The organism is Neptunomonas japonica DSM 18939 (assembly GCF_000422765.1).
Taxonomy (GTDB): domain Bacteria; phylum Pseudomonadota; class Gammaproteobacteria; order Pseudomonadales; family Balneatricaceae; genus Neptunomonas; species Neptunomonas japonica.
The window spans coordinates 25,031-44,536 of sequence record NZ_AUGR01000010.1 but is presented as its reverse complement, the minus strand read 5'-3'; the positions used below and the strand labels follow the sequence as shown (position 1 = coordinate 44,536).

The 19,506-nt window shown below is 45.0% G+C and carries 16 protein-coding genes; 2 read left to right on the top strand and 14 right to left on the bottom strand.

What is annotated here, in order from left to right:
• Positions 1-28 precede the first annotated feature (28 nt).
• From G511_RS0108095 to sdhC, 10 genes are all read right to left on the bottom strand, one after another.
• The gene (locus G511_RS0108095; protein WP_036551673.1) at positions 29-1,198 is read right to left on the bottom strand and encodes an MFS transporter; all 1,170 of its coding nucleotides are present in this window, start codon (positions 1,196-1,198) and stop codon (positions 29-31) included.
• Between the two features lie 87 nt (positions 1,199-1,285).
• Complete coding sequence (gene sucD, locus G511_RS0108090) at positions 1,286-2,158, bottom strand: succinate--CoA ligase subunit alpha (RefSeq protein ID WP_028469198.1); 873 nt, start codon at positions 2,156-2,158, stop codon at positions 1,286-1,288.
• A gap of 2 nt (positions 2,159-2,160) precedes the next feature.
• On the bottom strand, positions 2,161-3,327 hold the full coding sequence (gene sucC / locus G511_RS0108085; protein WP_028469197.1) for an ADP-forming succinate--CoA ligase subunit beta: 1,167 nt from the start codon (positions 3,325-3,327) through the stop codon (positions 2,161-2,163).
• Between the two features lie 143 nt (positions 3,328-3,470).
• Positions 3,471-4,910: a dihydrolipoyl dehydrogenase gene (gene lpdA, locus G511_RS0108080; RefSeq protein ID WP_028469196.1), complete on the bottom strand. Its 1,440-nt coding sequence runs from the start codon at positions 4,908-4,910 to the stop codon at positions 3,471-3,473.
• Positions 4,911-4,948: 38 nt separating this feature from the next.
• A complete protein-coding gene (odhB, locus tag G511_RS0108075; RefSeq protein WP_028469195.1) occupies positions 4,949-6,154 on the bottom strand; it encodes a 2-oxoglutarate dehydrogenase complex dihydrolipoyllysine-residue succinyltransferase in 1,206 nt (401 codons plus the stop codon).
• 52 nt (positions 6,155-6,206) lie between these two features.
• Positions 6,207-9,038, bottom strand: coding sequence for a 2-oxoglutarate dehydrogenase E1 component (locus G511_RS0108070; protein WP_028469194.1), 2,832 nt, complete (start codon positions 9,036-9,038; stop codon positions 6,207-6,209).
• Between the two features lie 270 nt (positions 9,039-9,308).
• Positions 9,309-10,013 (bottom strand): succinate dehydrogenase iron-sulfur subunit, encoded by a 705-nt coding sequence (locus G511_RS0108065; protein ID WP_028469193.1) that lies wholly within the window; start codon positions 10,011-10,013, stop codon positions 9,309-9,311.
• Positions 10,014-10,025: 12 nt separating this feature from the next.
• Complete coding sequence (gene sdhA, locus G511_RS0108060) at positions 10,026-11,798, bottom strand: succinate dehydrogenase flavoprotein subunit (RefSeq protein ID WP_028469192.1); 1,773 nt, start codon at positions 11,796-11,798, stop codon at positions 10,026-10,028.
• Positions 11,799-11,801: 3 nt separating this feature from the next.
• Positions 11,802-12,149, bottom strand: a complete 348-nt coding sequence (gene sdhD, locus G511_RS0108055) for a succinate dehydrogenase, hydrophobic membrane anchor protein (protein ID WP_028469191.1) — start codon at positions 12,147-12,149, stop codon at positions 11,802-11,804.
• Entirely contained in the window at positions 12,143-12,520 is a 378-nt protein-coding gene (gene sdhC / locus G511_RS0108050) for a succinate dehydrogenase, cytochrome b556 subunit (RefSeq protein WP_028469190.1), read from the bottom strand. Before sdhC ends, sdhD begins: the two co-directional genes overlap by 7 nt.
• Before the next feature lie 438 nt (positions 12,521-12,958).
• On the opposite strand from sdhC, the gene gltA reads away from it, so the two are divergent.
• The gene (gene gltA / locus G511_RS0108045; protein WP_028469189.1) at positions 12,959-14,236 is read left to right on the top strand and encodes a citrate synthase; all 1,278 of its coding nucleotides are present in this window, start codon (positions 12,959-12,961) and stop codon (positions 14,234-14,236) included.
• A 73-nt stretch (positions 14,237-14,309) separates the two neighbouring features.
• Here gltA and G511_RS0108040 read toward each other — a convergent pair whose 3' ends face one another.
• Genes G511_RS0108040 through recQ form a run of 3 tightly spaced genes read right to left on the bottom strand, consistent with a single transcriptional unit; the run spans position 14,310 to position 17,653 of the window.
• Positions 14,310-15,083: a hypothetical protein gene (locus tag G511_RS0108040; protein WP_036551672.1), complete on the bottom strand. Its 774-nt coding sequence runs from the start codon at positions 15,081-15,083 to the stop codon at positions 14,310-14,312.
• A 33-nt stretch (positions 15,084-15,116) separates the two neighbouring features.
• Positions 15,117-15,533: a YqaA family protein gene (locus G511_RS0108035; RefSeq protein ID WP_028469187.1), complete on the bottom strand. Its 417-nt coding sequence runs from the start codon at positions 15,531-15,533 to the stop codon at positions 15,117-15,119.
• Positions 15,533-17,653, bottom strand: a complete 2,121-nt coding sequence (recQ, locus tag G511_RS0108030) for a DNA helicase RecQ (protein WP_028469186.1) — start codon at positions 17,651-17,653, stop codon at positions 15,533-15,535. Before recQ ends, G511_RS0108035 begins: the two co-directional genes overlap by 1 nt.
• A gap of 110 nt (positions 17,654-17,763) precedes the next feature.
• Here recQ and G511_RS0108025 point away from each other — a divergent pair, with 110 nt between their 5' ends.
• Positions 17,764-18,351: a YecA/YgfB family protein gene (locus G511_RS0108025; protein ID WP_028469185.1), complete on the top strand. Its 588-nt coding sequence runs from the start codon at positions 17,764-17,766 to the stop codon at positions 18,349-18,351.
• 70 nt (positions 18,352-18,421) lie between these two features.
• On the opposite strand, the gene alr is transcribed toward G511_RS0108025, so the two are convergent.
• The gene (gene alr, locus G511_RS0108020; protein ID WP_028469184.1) at positions 18,422-19,498 is read right to left on the bottom strand and encodes an alanine racemase; all 1,077 of its coding nucleotides are present in this window, start codon (positions 19,496-19,498) and stop codon (positions 18,422-18,424) included.
• Between the last annotated feature and the right edge of the window lie 8 nt (positions 19,499-19,506).

Here is a 19,506-nt window from a genome sequence, read left to right as displayed (position 1 = left end):
CAACAGAATGAAAGCAAGTATCTAGGCATTATTTTGTAGGATCTGAAGATAATAATAGCCGCATACTCCACAAGCCGACAAGCGGGCCCGGTAACATCAGCCAAGCAACATAATTACCTATATATGAGTACAGCATCGTCGTTAATGAGATAGAGAAAATAGTCATCAAGAATCCAATACTGTTCATCAAAGACAGGGCGCTACCCAAATATTCCTTAGGGCAAGTCGCTGCCGCCAACGCCGAGTACTGAGCTGAATCGGCAATAACCGTCGCACCCCATACCAATAACAAAATCAGCACTATAATAAGACTAGATTCAGCAAAAAACGGCCAAATAAAACAAATTAAACCTGAAATAAATAACATCAAATAAGCCGTTTTAGCACTACCCCACTCACGACTTAAGAGCCCCGCAATTAAGCAGCCCGGCATACCTATAGCGACGATAATAAAAGAGACCCACGGCGCGTAGTATAAGGAAAAGCTAGCTTGCTCAAGCGTTGCTAAAACAATCACAGGAAGCAGTGTCCAAAAAGCATAGAGCTCCCAACAGTGCCCAAAATAAGCCAATGCCGCAGCCCTAAATTCAGGCACTTTAAATGCAGCCAGTGCTTTGCCTTTCATTACTAATGCTGAACTTGCAGGAAGATGCTGCCCTTCACCTAGGCGATAAATCATTACAGCAGAAAAAAGCGCCAGTAATGATGCCCCCAGCACAACCCACTGCCAATCAAAACCACTGCTCATGCCTCGCATACCATGAGGCAAACTGGTACCTAACGTCAGCATTCCCACTAACCACGCAAGTGCATGACCCGTTTTATTCGGTACCCAGCTAACGACCAACTTCATACCCAAGGGATAAATACCGGCAAGGCAAATACCCGTCAAAAAACGCCATAACAACGCAGAAGCAAAACTACCCTCAGAGACTATAAAAAGTGCATTAAATACAGCCCCTAATACAGCACTGATAGTGAAGATACGGCTGGCACGGTAACGATCAGCAAGGCCACTAAAAGCAACAAACAGCGTGCCAATAATGAATCCGAATTGCACAGCACTAGTAAGATATCCCAGCTGATCAAGAGAAAGCGCCCAATCGACTATAAGAGCGCTAGCTACACCATTTGGCGTAAACCATAAAGAAGTACCCAGTAACTGGGCAATAACGATAATACTTAGAGGAGAGTTCACGTACAAAGCCTGAAAATCAGCAAATAATAATCAGCTCACAATAACGCAAAAAGGCAGCCGAAGCTGCCTTTTATATACAAGACGAGCTTACCAGCCGGTAACTTCAGATAGCGCTTTGCCGATATCAGCTAAAGAACGAACTGTTTTAACGCCAGCATCTTCAAGTGCTGCAAATTTCTCATCAGCAGTACCTTTACCGCCAGAGATAATTGCACCAGCATGACCCATGCGCTTACCTACAGGAGCAGTAACACCTGCAATGTAAGAAACAACAGGCTTAGTCACGTTTGCTTTAATGTAAGCAGCCGCTTCTTCTTCAGCAGAACCACCGATCTCACCGATCATTACAATCGCTTCAGTCTGCGGGTCATTCTGGAACATTTCCAGAATATCAATGAAGTTAGCGCCAGGAATAGGGTCACCGCCAATACCTACACAAGTAGATTGGCCGAAACCTGCATCAGTAGTCTGCTTAACAGCTTCATACGTCAATGTACCAGAGCGAGAAACGATACCCACTTTACCTGGCAAGTGAATATGGCCAGGCATGATACCGATCTTACATTCACCCGGAGTGATAACACCTGGGCAGTTAGGACCAATTAGACGAACGCCTAGTTCATCACACTTCACTTTGCACTGCAGCATATCCATAACTGGAATATGTTCAGTAATACAAACGATCAGCTTGATACCAGAAGTAGCCGCTTCAAGAATTGAATCTTTACAAAATGCAGCAGGAACGTAGATAACTGATGCATCAGCACCTGTCACGTCAACTGCTTCTTGAACTGTATTAAATACAGGAAGACCTAGATGCTCAGTACCGCCTTTACCCGGTGTAACACCACCGACCATTTTAGTACCGTAAGCAATCGCTTGCTCAGAGTGGAAAGTACCCTGACCACCGGTGAAACCCTGACAGATAACCTTGGTATCTTTATTAATCAGAATGGACATTATTACTTACCCCCCGCAGCTTTAACTGCTTGCTGAGCAGCATCTGTCAGACTGGTAGCAGCAATGATATCCAAACCAGACTCAGCTAGGCGCTGTGCACCCAACTCAGCATTGTTACCTTCTAAACGTACAACAACAGGTACGGTTACACCTACTTCTTTAACAGCACCGATGATACCTTCAGCAATCAGGTCACAACGTACGATACCACCAAAGATGTTAACCAAAACGGCTTTAACTTTATCGTCAGCCAGAATGATTTTGAACGCTTCAGTAACACGTTCTTTAGTTGCACCACCGCCAACATCTAGGAAGTTAGCTGGGAAGCCACCGTGTGTAGCTACGATATCCATTGTACCCATAGCCAAACCAGCACCGTTCACCATGCAACCGATAGTACCATCGAGTGCAACATAGTTAAGGTCCCAAGTAGCTGCGTGAGCTTCACGAGCATCTTCCTGTGAAGGATCATGCATTTCCTGAAGATCTTTATGACGGTAAACAGCGTTGCCATCGATAGCAATTTTAGCATCTAGGCAATGCAGATTACCGGCATCAGTGATAACAAGAGGGTTGATCTCAAGTAAAGCAAGATCTTTCTCTTCAAACATTTTAGCCAGACCTAGGAAGATCTTGGTAAACTGCTTAATCTGGTCACCCTTCAAACCTAGCTGGAAAGCCAGCTCGCGTGCCTGGTATGGCTGCGCACCGGTCAAAGGATCAACCGTTGCTTTTAAGATTTTTTCTGGTGTTTCTTCAGCAACTTTCTCGATTTCAACACCACCTTCAGTAGAGGCCATGAAAACGATACGACGTGAAGAACGATCGACAACAGCACCCAAATATAGCTCTTCAGCGATATCAGTACATGTTTCAACCAGTATTTTAGTAACAGGCTGACCATTGGCATCAGTCTGATAAGTTACTAGGTTTTTACCTAGCCAATGAGCAGCGAATTCTTTTGCAGCTTCTGGTGTTTCAACCAGTTTAACTCCGCCCGCTTTGCCACGGCCACCTGCGTGAACCTGAGCTTTTACAACCCATTTGTCACCGCCGATTTTGTTAGCTGCTTCTACTGCAGCTTCTGGAGTGTCTACCGCGTAACCTTTGGATACAGGCAGACCATATTGAGCAAACAATTGTTTGCCTTGGTACTCGTGAAGATTCATGCTCTAGTCCGTTGTGTTGTCTCTGATTATTCTGGATCAGCCAAAACTGACCCAGCCCACAGGTCTTACGACAAGTTCTCGCTAATTTGGCCAGGGGTATTACCCGGCCAAAACTTTAAAAACGTTTTTAATAATGTACTAAATTAGCGCTTTTTACGATTAGCAATATGTATTGCATGGTTGTCTACTGCTAATGCAGCTTCATGCACGGCTTCACTCACTGTTGGGTGAGCAAATACCATTAGCTGTAGATCTTCTGCACTTGAGCAGAATTCCATAGCAATACCACCCTGAGCAATAAGCTCAGATGCGATAGCGCCGACCATATGAACACCTAAAATACGATCAGTTTCTTCATCTGCAATGATTTTAACAAAACCATCTGTCGCATTAGAAGCCATTGCACGACCAGAAGCCGCAAATGGGAATTTACCAACCTTAATTTTAACGCCTTCGGCCTTAAGTTCTTGTTCTGTTTTCCCAACCCAGGCTAATTCAGGGTAAGTGTAGATAATGTTAGGGATCACATCATAATTCATAGCCGCTTTGTGGCCTGCAATGATGTCTGCAACCATAACACCTTCTTCAGAAGCTTTATGTGCCAGCATAGGACCACGTACAGAGTCACCAATAGCGAAAACACCCGGCACTCCTGTATGGCAAGATTCATCAACAAAGATAAAGCCACGCTCATCCAGTTTCACACCGCTATCACCAGCCAATAGGCCTGAAGTCTGCGGACGACGACCCACAGCAACAATCAACTTATCAACGACAAGTTCTTGTTCACCGTTAGCATCCGTGTACTTAACTTTGACTTCTTTACCATCAATGATTTCAGTGCCAGTACAACGAGCATTCAGCTTAATATCTAAACCTTGCTTACCCAGCAGCTTTTTAGCTTCTTTAGAAACATCTTTATCAGCAAGAGACAAGAACCCGTCCATTGCTTCAAGCACTGTTACTTCAGAACCAAGACGAGCCCAGATAGAACCCATTTCTAGACCAATAACACCTGCTCCGATAACACCCAAACGCTTAGGTGTTTCATTGATATCCAATGCACCGGCATTATCAAGAATTAGACCTTCCGTTAGTGGTGCTGGCGGAATCTCTACAGGAACTGAACCAGATGCCAAAATAACATTTTCAGCATCATAAACAGATACAGAACCATCAGCAGCAGTGACTTCTACCTGTTTGTTAGCTAACAACTTACCCATACCAGAAAGCGTTGTTACACCATTGGCTTTAAACAGACCCGTAATACCACCGGTTAGGTTTTTCACTATAGTATCTTTGCGAGATACCATTTTCTTAACATCCATTTGAACATCAGATGTCTGGATTCCATGAACATCGAAGTCATGTGAAGCTTCATGGAATTTATGAGTAGATTCCAACAATGCTTTTGAAGGGATACAACCAACATTCAAGCATGTACCGCCTAATAAGGTAGCGCCCTTATCATCAACCCACTTCTCAACGCACGCAGTATTCAGACCTAGCTGTGCAGCACGAATGGCAGCAACATATCCACCAGGACCGGCACCAATTACGATAACATCAAATTTTTGTGACATGTGTCTTTCCTATTCTCACGTTGGTTACAGGGTTGAAATTACACATCAAGGAGAATGCGAGCAGGATCTTCCAGCAGACTCTTAACCGTAACAAGGAATTGTACCGCCTCTTTGCCATCAATCATACGATGGTCGTATGACAATGCCAGATACATCATTGGAAGAATGACCACTTCACCGTTCACAGCCATAGGACGATCCTGGATTTTGTGCATTCCCAGAATGGCAGTCTGTGGTGGGTTAAGGATAGGAGTAGACATAAGTGAGCCGAATGTTCCGCCATTAGTGATAGTAAAAGTACCACCTTGCATATCATTCAGACCCAATTTACCGTCACGACCGCGCTTACCGAAATCAGCAATGGTTGCTTCAATATCAGAAAGCCCCATACCGTCAGTATCGCGCAGAACTGGAACCATCAGACCACGATCAGTTGATACAGCTACACCGATATCTTGGTAGCCATGATAAACCATATCGTTACCATCAATAGACGCGTTTACAGCAGGGAAACGTTTTAGCGCTTCAGTTACAGCTTTCACGAAGAAAGACATAAAACCAAGGCGTGTTCCATTATGTGTTTTTTCAAACAGCTCTTTGTATTGCTTACGAAGCTCCATAACAGGCTTCATGTTAACTTCATTGTAAGTAGTCAACATAGCTGCTGTTTGCTGCGCTTCAACCAAACGCTTAGCGATAGTGGCACGCAAACGCGTCATAGGAACACGTTTTTCTACACGCTCACCTGGAGCAACGTTAACAGCAACAGGTGCAGGTGCAGCGGCTTTAGTTGCTGCGGGCGCTGCAGTAGCAGCAGGTGCGCCTGACTTCATAAAGTTCAAAACATCTTCTTTAGTAATGCCACCATTTTTACCCGTACCTGGGATTTGGTTTGCATCAAGGTTGTTTTCATCAATCAACTTACGTGCAGCAGGGCCTACTTTATCTGAATCACCTGCTTCAGCAGAAGCAACTTCAGCGGCAGGAGCCGCAGCAGATGCAGCAGCACCAGCTTCAAAAACCGCAATAATCTCATCGCTAAGAACGGTATCGCCTTCGCCTTTAAGAATTTCTTTAATAACACCGTCTTGTGGTGCAACAACTTCCAAAACTACTTTGTCTGTTTCAATATCAACAATCAGGTCATCAGCAGAACATGCTTCACCTGGTTGTTTATGCCAAGTCGCAACAGTACCGTCGGCAACCGATTCAGGAAATGTAGGGGCTTTAATTTCGATGGACATTTCTATTCCTTATATGCTCAAAAAGCTGCCCCTATTTTGGGCAGCTTAGTCATTAACCGTTGATTGCTTTATTTACTAGTGTTTCTTGCTGCTCAACATGCACAGAGATATAACCAACCGCTGGTGCTGCAGATGCTGGTCGACCAACACCTTCTAATGCGAGAGAAGAATCGTGCTTATGAAGAACATGGCGCATATGGTGTTGCGTGCAATACCATGCTCCTTGGTTCATAGGCTCTTCCTGACACCAGACTACCGAATCTAAATTGGTATATTCTTTGATTGTTTCAGCCAGATCTTTTTCAGGGAACGGGTAAAGCTGCTCAATACGCACAATCGCAACATTATCTTTTTCAAGTTCAGCGCGACGATTGTAAAGGTCATAATAAACTTTACCTCCACATAGAACCAAACGTTTCACATTTTTCGGTTCCTGTGTATCCACTTCACCAATCACTGGAAGGAAGGTGCCTTCTGCCAGTTCTTCTAAAGTAGATGTAGCCTGTTTATGGCGCAGCAAGCTCTTCGGTGACATAACCACCAACGGCTTACGCAGAGGACGTACAACCTGACGACGCAACAAATGGTAAATTTGTGCAGGTGTAGTCGGTGTACAAACCTGAATATTATGCTCAGCAGATAGCTGCAAGAAGCGCTCTAAACGTGCAGAAGAATGCTCTGGCCCCTGCCCTTCAAAACCATGAGGCAAGAGTAGCGTTAAGCCGCATAGACGCTGCCATTTATGCTCACCACTGGTAATAAATTGGTCAATTACTACCTGAGCACCGTTGGCGAAGTCACCAAACTGAGCTTCCCAAATAACCAATGCATTAGGCATGGTAGTTGAGTAACCGTATTCAAATGCCAATACAGCTTCTTCAGACAAGTAAGAATCGTGCAAAGTAAGGCGCGGCTGATCAGCAGATAAGTTCTCCAACGGCAAGTAAGTTTCCTGCGTTTTCTGATCATGCAATACAGCATGGCGGTGCGAGAACGTACCACGCCCAACATCCTGACCTGTTATACGTACAGGATGTCCTTCCGCAAGAATAGTGGCATAAGCAAGTGATTCAGCCATACCCCAGTTCAATTCCATTGCGCCCGCAGCCATTCGCTTACGGTCATCGTAGATTTTTTGAACTTGACGCTGTACCGAGAACCCTTCAGGGGTTTCACAAATCTGCGCACCAATCTCTTGAAGCAATTTGAGATCCACACGAGTATCACACTCAAAGGACCATTGATGCCCTAAGTATGGCTGCCAATCGACAAACAACTCAGAGTTTGGTTGCTGCACTAAAGACTGAACAACATGCTCACCGTCTTCTAGCAACTTACGGTATTCAACTTCTTGCAACTTGCTCTCTTCAGCAGTAATGACACCTTCGCTGATAAGCTGAGTAGCATACAGATCACGCGTTGTTTTCTGCTTTTTAATCTGCGCATACATTAACGGCTGTGTTCCAGATGGCTCATCAGCTTCGTTATGACCACGACGGCGATAACAGAACAAATCAATTACAACGTCTTTTTTAAATTCGTTACGGTAATCCAATGCAACCTGCGTCACAAAACGCACAGCTTCTGGATCGTCACCGTTAACATGGAAGATCGGTGCCTGAATCATTTTTGCAACATCGGTTGCATATTCAGTCGAACGAGAATCTTCTTTTTTATTCGTTGTAAAACCGACTTGGTTATTAATCACAAGATGGATTGTGCCACCGGTTTTATAGGCGCGAGTTTGAGACATCTGAAATGTCTCCATCACCACACCTTGGCCGGCAAACGCTTGGTCACCGTGAATATTAACAGGAACAACCGACGTTCCTATTGGGTCACTTCGACGATCTTGACGAGCACGAACAGAACCTTCAACAACAGGCGCAGAAATTTCTAAGTGAGATGGGTTAAATGCCATCGCAATATGAACTTCACCACCGGCAGTCATAACATTAGAAGAAAAGCCTTGGTGATATTTAACATCACCTGATGTTTCTAGCGTCTTCTTACCTTCAAATTCACTAAATAACTCAGCTGGGTTTTTACCAAAAATATTAACCAGCGTATTCAAGCGTCCACGGTGAGCCATACCAATGACTACTTCTTTGGCCCCCTGCTTACCTGCGCGTTGAATCAAGGTATTTAATGAAACTATCAGTGATTCACCACCTTCCACACCAAAGCGTTTAGCGCCGGCATAACGTGAACCCAGATACTTTTCCAAACCTTCTGCAGCCGTCAAACGCTCCAGAATCATCTTTTTCTTGCCAACTTCTACCTGTGGATGAGAACGCACAGGCTCAAGGCGAGACTGAATCCAACGCTTTTCTTGCGTATCCACGATATGCATGTACTCAGCACCGACTGTCGCACAGTAAGTTTTTTTCAGATCAGCAAGGATATCTTTAAGTGGAGCTTCATCAGGACCGAAGAACAAAGAACCTAATTGGAATTTTGTATCAAAATCAGCTTCTGACAATTCATGGTAACGCAGCTCTAAATCGGGCACATCTTCACGTCCCATCAACCCTAACGGGTCAATTTTCGCTACCTGATGACCACGAACGCGGTAAGCATTGATCATTCGCAACACGCGAATCTGCTTCTGCTCATGTTCCGAAGAAACACTACTCACAGCACTTGGCTGGCTACGCTTCTGGTTTTTAGATAAATGAAGGAAGTGCTCACGCACTGGAGAATGAGGGACATCCAGAGAAATGCTTTCTCCCACTTTTGGCAAGCGGTCAAACTCTTCTCGCCATTCCTGAGGAACAGCATTGGGGTCCATAAGGTAAGTTTCATATAGTTGCTCGATGTAAGAAAGGTTGCCACCATAAAGGTGAGCATTTTTCCACAGCAACTCCATTACGCCTTCTTGCATTAGTTGTTCACCCTGGCTCGAGGGACTGTCTACGGAGACGGCTTTAGAATACCGGCGTTAACCCGTGCAGATGCCCCTTCTTGTGTTTCCGTTGTCTTAACCCTGCACTACCACGATGTGGCATGGAAATGCGGGCAATATTGTACGCCTTTTATATCAGCCTTTATATATCAAACAATGCCCAATTCTACAGAAAGTTACCGCATTGAAGCATAAGTCTTTCGGCTAAACAGGCAAAAAAAACGGCACCCAAGGTGCCGTTTGTTATTTCTATGTCGCTTGCTGGATCAGCATGTTGCGAATTTTCCCGATTGCCTTAGTAGGATTCAAACCTTTCGGGCAAACGCTTACGCAGTTCATGATGCCATGACAGCGGAATACACTAAACGGGTCATCCAGCTCCGCTAAACGCTCCCGAGTTGCGGTATCTCGACTATCGGCTAGGAAACGATACGCCTGCAATAGACCAGACGGCCCTACAAACTTATCAGGATTCCACCAGAATGAAGGACAAGCCGTTGTACAACATGCACACAAGATACACTCATACAAACCATCCAGCTCTTCACGCTCTTCAGGAGACTGCAAACGCTCCATCGGCGGCGCTGGCGTGTCGTTAATTAAGAATGGCTTAATTTTCTCGTACTGCTTATAGAACTGCGACATATCAACAACTAAGTCGCGGATAACAGGCAGCCCAGGAAGAGGACGAAGAACGAGCTTATCATCTACTACCACCTGAGAAAGCGCAGTAATACAAGCCAGACCATTCTTACCATTCATATTCATACCATCAGAACCACACACACCTTCACGGCATGAACGACGGTAACCCAGTGATGTATCTTTATCCTTCAATAGCTGAAGGAGATCCAAAACCATGATGTCTTTTCCACCAGGGATATCAATATGGATATCCTGCATGTAAGGAGCATCATCAGTCTCAGGATTGTAACGATATACGCTTACTAACACTGTAATTACCCCTTAGTATGTACGAACTTTTGGTGGGAAAGCTTCAACAGTTTTTGGCGAGAAGTTAACTGCACGCTTACCAACTGTTTTATCCTGCGGGAAGAAGACCGAATGGCACAACCAGTTTTCATCATCACGTTCTGTGAAGTCGTTACGAGCATGCGCACCACGAGATTCTTTACGAACTTCCGCGGCAATCGCTGTTGCTTCTGCAACTTCCATTAGGTTTTCAAGCTCTAATGCTTCTAAACGTGCTGTGTTGAATGCATTACTCTTATCTTCAAGATACAGGTTACCGACTTTAGCGCGGATTTCACCCAATAGCTCAAGACCCTTCTGCATGCTTTCGCCATCGCGGAAAACACCGAAGTAAAGCTGCATCGTTGCCTGAAGCTCTTTACGAACATCAGCAACACTTTCACCTGAAGTAGATCCATTCAAGCGATTCAAGCGCGCCATAGCACGATCAAGATCAGCCGCAGTTGCTTCTTTGGCTTCATAGCCTTCGCGCATCTGCTTCTCAATCTGAATACCTGCAGCACGACCGAATACAACCAAATCAAGCAATGAATTACCACCTAGACGGTTTGCACCATGAACTGACACACAAGCCACTTCACCACAAGCAAACAGACCATCAATAATTGCATGATCGCCATCTTTGTTAGGAGCCAAGGCTTGCCCACCAATATTGGTAGCAACACCACCCATCTGATAGTGACAAGTCGGAACAACTGGAACCGGCTCTTTCACTGGATCAGCATGAGCAAATGTTTTAGAAAGCTCACAGATACCTGGCAAACGAGATAGCAGCACCTCTTCACCCAAATGATCGAGTTTCAGATATACATGATCGCCATCAGGACCACAGCCACGGCCATCTAGAATTTCTAGAATCATTGAACGCGCAACCACATCACGACCAGCAAGGTCTTTTGCGTTTGGCGCATAACGCTCCATGAAACGCTCACCGTCTTTATTGATCAGGTAACCACCTTCACCACGACAACCTTCAGTAACAAGCACACCCGCACCAGCAATACCGGTTGGGTGGAACTGCCACATTTCCATATCCTGCGCCGGAACACCAGCACGCAAAGACATGCCCATACCGTCACCAGTATTGATCAAGGCATTAGTAGTAGAAGCAAAGATACGGCCAGCACCACCAGTAGCAAGCACTGTTGCTTTGGCCTTAATGTAAACTGTTTCGCCTGTTTCTATACAGATGGCAATACAGCCGACAACAGCACCGTCTTCATTTTTAACTAGATCTACAGCAAACCATTCGTTAAGAAAAGTTGTACCGGCTTTCAAGTTAGCCTGATAAAGAGTATGCAACAAAGCATGCCCAGTACGGTCAGCAGCAGCACATGTACGTGCAGCCTGAGTTGGATTATCAGGACCTTTTGATTGACCACCAAAAGGGCGCTGGTAAATTCGGCCAATCTCAGTACGAGAAAATGGCATACCCATATGATCAAGCTCAAACACAGCCTGAGGACCTACAGAGCACATATACTCAATAGCATCCTGATCTCCGATATAATCAGAGCCCTTAACGGTGTCATACATATGCCAGCGCCAATCGTCATTTGGATCAGCACTTGCGATTGCACAGGTAATACCGCCCTGAGCAGATACAGTATGTGAACGTGTTGGAAACACTTTAGTCACACAGGCTGTATTTAACCCAGATTGCGCCAGCTGTAGTGCGGCACGCATACCTGCACCACCACCACCAACTACAATCGCATCAAAAGTTAACGTGCGCAGTTCATTCATCGCTTAGACACCCCACAGAATCTGAATACCCCAAACGACGTAGATAAACGTCAACAAACCACAACCAGACTGGACAACAAAACGTAAGCCAGTTGGTTTGATATAGTCTGTAGTTACTGACCATAGACCGATCCAGGCATGTGCAGCCATAGATAGTAAAGCCAGCAGGGTGAAGATGCGCATCGATGTGCACTCAAATAGTGATTTCCACTGCGAATAATCCATATCTGAATTAAACAGCAGATAACCAATCATAAAGATTGTATAGGCCAGCAATACTACTGCTGTGACTCGCTGGACCATCCAGTCATATAAGCCACTTCGGCCAAAGCTAGTGATACTTGTTACCATACCCAAACTCCTGCCAGTAGAATTGCGACTGCACCAGCGATCAAGGTAGCTTTCGCTGCCATTGTTCCGCTCTCAAGCTCTTCTAAGTGCCCAGCATCCATAATGAGATGCTTAACACCCGCAAGCAGGTGATACAGTAATGCAGATACTAATCCCCATGTAATCAGCCTCGCGAAGAAGCCCTCTTCTAACATGGTAGTTGCTTCGTTAAAGCCAGCTTCTGATTCGAGGGACATTCCCAATGCATATGTCATAAAGAGTGTGCCGAAAAACAACACAACACCAGTTGCACGATGCAATATGGATGTAATCGCAGGAAGTGGCTGCTTGATAGTTCTTAGATCTAGGTTTACAGGTCTTTTTTTGTTCACGGCTCTTATTCACACTTTGCTGCCCATCGTGGGGCAAGGTTGCTAGGTAGTGTTCAGAGAGTAGTTCCTCAGACAAAAATACGTGTCAACACTTACCATACACGTACTTCGGAGTGAGATTATAGACAGTTAAAAATTAGAATACAACGCGCCAGATCAAGCTATAAGCCTAACGTCTAGTGAATACAAACCCTAGCCATCAACTACTTAGGAACGCCTTATACAACTAAAAGAGTATTCTTCCCAAGGCCTATTGTTGGTAAAAATCACCCTCGATTGCTGCAATGCAGAAAAAGCACTGAGTGTCCAGATTGACAATCCTGAATCAATCTTTATATTGAGCATATCCCAAGCGGACTAAGACTCTGGATATAACCTTGGATATAACCTATATATCACAGCAGTCTAATATAATGAATAAAATGATAGGAGCCTATAATGGCTGATAAAAAAGCACGTTTGACAATCGATGGTGTTGAAGAAGTAATTGAACTATCTGTTTATTCCGGTACTGAAGGACAGGACGTTATTGACGTACGCCCTCTAACCGGCCTTGGTCTTTTCACCTATGACCCAGGTTTTGTATCTACCGCAGCTTGCGAATCCAGCATTACTTATATCGATGGTGATAAAGGCATCTTGCTACACGGCGGTTACCCGATAGAACAACTTGCTAAACACTCTGATTATCTGGAAACGTGTTATTTGCTGTTAAACGGCGAGTTACCTACTCCAGAACAGAAAGCTAAATTTGTTGGAACCATTAAAAACCACACAATGGTTCACGAACAAATGAACCACTTCTTTAACGGCTTCCGTCGTGATGCTCACCCAATGGCTATCATGGTGGGTGTAGTGGGTGCTTTATCTGCCTTTTATCACGACTCTTTGGATATTGATGATCCGCATCATCGTGAAGTATGTGCATACCGCCTTATTGCTAAAATGCCTACTATTGCATCGATGTGCTACAAATACAGCATGGGACAGCCATTCCAGTACCCACGCAACGATTTAGACTATGCTGACAACTTTCTGCATATGATGTTTGGTACGCCTTGCGAAACATACGTCCCAAATCCGATTCTTGCAAAAGCTATGGACCGCATCTTCTTACTACATGCAGACCATGAGCAAAATGCTTCTACATCCACTGTACGTTTAGCCGGTTCTTCTGGCGCGAACCCATTTGCATGTATCGCATCCGGTGTTGCTGCACTTTGGGGACCTGCTCACGGTGGCGCAAACGAAGCCGTATTACAGATGCTTGAAGAGATCGGTGATGAAGCAAATATCCCTGAGTTCATCGAACGCGCTAAAGATCCTGAAGATGGCTTCCGCCTAATGGGCTTTGGTCACCGCGTATATCGCAACTTTGACCCTCGTGCTAAAGTTATGAAGCAAACATGTGACGAAGTACTAGCTGAACTAGGTATTGAGAACGATCCTTTACTAAAAATCGCTAAACGTCTTGAACAGATCGCACTTGAAGACGAGTACTTTGTAAACCGTAAGCTGTATCCGAACGTTGATTTCTACTCAGGTATTATCTTGAAAGCTATCGGCATTCCAACCAATATGTTCACGGTAATCTTTGCTCTGTCTCGTACTATTGGCTGGATCTCTCATTGGAGCGAGTTCCACAGCAGCCCGAATAAAATCGGCCGCCCTCGTCAGCTGTATATGGGCCCAAGCAAGCGCGATTACCCAGAGTAATTGCAACGCTATAAAAAAACCCGCTTTGTGCGGGTTTTTTTTGGCCTAAATAAAAGTCATTGAATACAAAAAGCTACTCACCTGAATGCCAATTAACTTCTATCGCAGTGGCAGCCCCCACCACTACATGCTCTAAACTCGGTGGTATTAATGCGATGGCGGGTGATATTTGCACTCTCCCTCCCATAATTTCGGCTTTGGTTTGTGGTAACAATGGCTCTTGTGTGGGGTCTGCATACCCATCAGGCCATATAGGCCAATTGGTGGCTGGGTCATATTTATCTGAAGCACCTAAGGTATGCAACAACTCATGCGCTGCAATTAAATTATTTTGCCCCTGATACTCAACATCCGCATAACCATTCACTATACCAATCAAACCTTTTTGCAAACCTAACGAATGGCGCAACAATTTGGGATTCTCAGGAGAATAAAAACGCATATATATTTTCACATCAGGATCCGGCCCTTGCCAGCTATCTTGTCGCCAAGACCAGTAGCGCATATGCAGACTCCAAAGCACGTTATCAATAATACTTGGATTCTCTGGGGGCTCTGGTAGCTGCTCTTTAAGCAGAGGCGCTAACATAACCTGCACAGGGGCTTCTATGTTTAACTGATAACGCTTAGACTCTTTTGAAAAGAAGCTTTCAATATCATCGAACCGCGACTCCTTTAATGAATCAATATAACGCTGCGTATCCTCCCTACCGTCAGCATTAAGCGGATAAACAACAACCCATAAAGTGGTGCTCCAATCTGTCGTGCGAATTTGAGATAGCACGGCATTTAAACTAACTACCACCAGCACAGCTATAAGTAATACCAAACGTAGTTTTTGAAACATATCAGAAACCAGCAATATGCCAGCGACCTCCTGCTATACAAATAGACCCGCTATCAGCATATACCGGATTGCCTTCCCCAAGGCAATAAAGAAGATTCCAGCGATGGCATTGACCTTTAACCAACCGGCGACAAAACACAGCGGATCACCAACAACAGGCAACCAAGATAACAACAAAACACTACTACCAACCTTTTCAAACCAGCGCTTTGCTCTTTGGTGCTTATTCTTATCCAACAGTTTAAATGGATAGCGCATGGCAACAAGCCTTCCCATGCCATAGGTAATTACACCACCTAAGGTGTTACCTAACGTTGCCACTATTATCAGCACCCAAGCCGAGATTGCACCATCAGAGACTAACCAAGCAAGATAAGCCTCTGAACCTCCTGGCAACAAGGTAGAAGAGACCAAACTACTAAAAAACAAACCGACAAGATCAGCATCCATTATCGCTCCAACCCTTGGCGGATACAGCTCAAAACACCGATTTCGTACACACCTGCCAACGCATCATAAACAGGTTTCAACGCCTGACCAAAACGCTCCTGACAATCCAAAATAACTTGCTGGATATGCTGCAACTCCGCCTCTGGCAGCTCAACCACCTCTTCAACAGACAGTTCACCCTTTTTAATGCCCGCGGATAGGTGAATAAAAATCACTTTCTCTGAGAGCTTTTGCATCTTAGCAACCTGAGCTATGGTCATTCCCGCTTTAAAAAGTGCGACCGATTCCTGCGCCTGACTACCCTTGTCTTGTTCAGCGGAAGGCTCCTGACAAATAGCTTCTAGGAACACTTCACCATAAAGCTCTAACTTTCGCTCACCTACACCACTAATTTTATGCAGCTGCGCATTAGTCGCCGGGCGATACATCACCATTTCCATCAAGGTTGCATCATGAAAAATCACATACGGAGGCACATCTTGCTCATCCGCCAAGCGTTTACGCAACCTCTTTAACAATTCCCAAAGCTTATGATCCGCAGCATCTAATTGCTGCTGAGGCCCTCTATTTTTCTGGTAACCACTACTGCGCTCTCGCTTATCTTCTCGAAGCAGCAGTGTTTCATTCCCCTTAAGTAAAGACCGACAACGATCACTCAGATGGAGAACACCATAGCCATCAGGGTCTACATTAAGATAACCACGCGCGACTAATTGCCGAAAAACAGACCGCCACTGATTGCGATTAAGACCGACACCAATACCCCATGTTGATACCTTTTCATGGCGCTCAGATTTCACTTTATCGGTTAGATTACCTAAGAGAACATCAATGACATGATTAACACCATAGCGCTGCCCTGTTCGGTATACAGATGACAATGCTTTTCGCGCCGCTTCAGTCCCATCCCATTGCGGAACAGGCTCTAAACAGGTATCACAGTTACCACATGGCGCATGGTCTTTCTCACCAAAATACCCCAACAATACCTGTCGCCTACAGGTGGTAATTTCACAAAAACCCATCATTGCTTCAAGCTTCTGTCGCTCAATTTGCTTGAACTGCTCCGCCGCCTGCGAGCCTTCTAACATCTGCCTTAAAAAAATCACATCTTGCAGACCGTAAACCATCCAAGCATCAGCGGGCATACCATCACGCCCAGCTCTCCCTGTTTCTTGGTAATAAGCTTCGATACTTTTCGGTAAATCCAAATGCGCCACAAACCTCACATTAGGCTTATCAATACCCATGCCGAACGCAATAGTGGCAACGATAATGATCGACTCTTCCGTAAGAAACCTATGCTGGTTATGATTTTTCAAATCAGTAGAGAGTCCGGCATGATAAGGCAACGCGTTAAAGCCTCGCTCCGTCAGCCATGCCGCCGTTTCTTCAACACTTTTACGAGATAGACAGTAAACAATACCTGCATCATTGGGGTGCTCTTGCTTTAGAAAAGAAAGCAATTGCTCACGCGCACGATTTTTCTGACCAATACGATAACGAATATTAGGACGGTCAAAACCTTGAATAAAAATACGCGCATTGTGTAGCCCTAAGCGATCAACAATCTCTTGCTGGGTTCTCGGGTCGGCCGTGGCGGTTAACGCTATACGAGGCACATCAGGAAATGCATCAGCCAATGATGCCAGCTTTAAATACTCGGGCCTAAAATCATGCCCCCACTGTGATACACAATGCGCTTCATCAATGGCAAAAAGAGCAATCTCACACTGCCGCAATAGTGCGAGTGTTTTTGGCTGCGTCAAACGCTCTGGTGCAATATACAATAGATCCAACTGACCACTAAGCAGCGCCTGCTCAACTTCTGTTTGAATCACATAATCCAGGGATGAATTAAGACAAGCGGCTCTAACTCCCAATTGCGATAACGCCGTAACTTGGTCATACATCAAAGCAATTAATGGCGATATAACCAACGCAGTTCCAGAACGTAACAAAGCTGGCAATTGATAGCAGAGCGACTTTCCTCCCCCCGTTGGCATAATCACTAAAGCATCTCGGTTATCCAACAAGCTCTGAATCACCTCATCTTGAGGTGCGCGGAACTGGTCATAACCAAATATTTCTTTTAACACATGGAGGGTTTTATTCGTCATCCGTTGATTATCCGTAAAGGCTAGACCACTGTCATCTCAAATTATCACTGACTACGCATTCGTCTAGGAGTAGAATAGCGAAAACTGCCTTTCTTTTAGGAAACCCGAATATGCAAAGTACATTAAATAGTACGCCTTTATCCGATGATGAACTCGATCGTCTAGAAACTTTCATCTTTTCAGACGTTGTATCAGAAGATTCTCTTGATCTTATCGGCATTCATGGTTTCCTATGCGCGCTCAATATTAGTCCTGCTCCTGCTTCTGAAGAGGAATGGATGGACGTTCTGTTTGATGGAGTACCTAAATGGACTTCTGCAGAGCAAGAAAAAGAGATCACTAGCACGCTGAATCGCTGGAAAAGCTCAATTTACAGTGACTTAAGCAACGACAGTGAACTCGGCATGCCTTGCGAACTTACACTCGAAACAAAAAATGAAGAATCCGAGCTTGAGATTTGGGCACAAGCCTTTATGGAAGGCGTCTTTCTTAACGAAGACGAGTGGTTCTCAGAAGGCACATCTAAAGAAGAAACTGTTGCTGAGTTGATGCTACCTATCATGGTTGTTTCGAATCTATTTGATGAAAAAGAATTCAAAGAGATCCGCAAAAATAGCGCTGTAGCAGAACAAATGGCTAACGAAATACCTGATATTTTAGTTGATCTATTCTTACTATTTCACGCCCCTGAAAAGTAAGTAGCTATCGCTCATAATAAAAAACCCCGATTGAATTATCGGGGTTTTAGATAAAAGCTGTCACATTCGGTTAAATGTAATGCCTTGGAACTCGCCTGGTAATACCAGTAAACAACGTATAAGGAATAGTGCCGCAGTGGCGTGCCACTTCATTGACGCTTAATTGCGCCCCCCACAACTCTACTTTTGATCCCACATCCACATTTGTTAGGCCTGTCAGGTCTATTGCGCACATATCCATTGATACACGACCAATAATTTTGGTTCGTTGGCCGTTCACAATAACGGGCGTGCCAGTCCCTGCATGGCGCGAATAACCGTCACCATAACCAATCGCTACCGTTCCTACGCGTGTATTTTCTTCACACACATAAGAAGCCGCATAGCCAACCGCCTCTCCTGCTTTTAAGTCATGAACAGCAATCACTTCACTCTCAAGTGTCATTGCTGCCAACAGCTTATCTGCATTAGGTTGAGACGCTTCAAATGGAGACGCTCCATACAGCATTAAGCCAGGGCGAACCCAATCACGATGCAAAGCCGGCCACGCTAACGTTGCAGGAGAGTTAGCAATACTATGAGGTGCAGATATGCCTTCAACTGTTTGATCAAATAACGCTGCCTGCTGCATGGTATGAGGCTTATCCAGCTCATCCGCACATGCCAAATGGCTCATTAAAACGATATCAGAAACATTCTTACATGCCTGCAAGCGCTCGTATGCTTGTCGATAGTCCGGAGCATCCAGACCTAAACGGTGCATACCCGAGTCTAACTTAAGCCAAACGTTAACAGGCGCTACTAGCTGGGCCTCTTCTAGCATTGCTATCTGCTCTACACGATGAATCGCTGTCCAGAAATTTTTCTCTGCAATAGTCGTCAGCTCATCAGCCGTAAAGAAACCTTCTAATAATAAGATAGGTTTCTGCACGCCTGCGTCACGTATTTCAATGGCCTCTTCTATACAAGCCACCCCAAACGCAGGCACTTCAGGCTCCATAGATAAAGCAACACGTACAGCACCATGACCGTATGCATCAGCCTTAATCACAGCGACCGCATCAGCACCCGCCGTTAATGATTTTGCCAAACGATAATTCTGACAGATAGCCGACAAATCAATAATCGCCCGTGTTGCCCGCCCCATAGGTATCC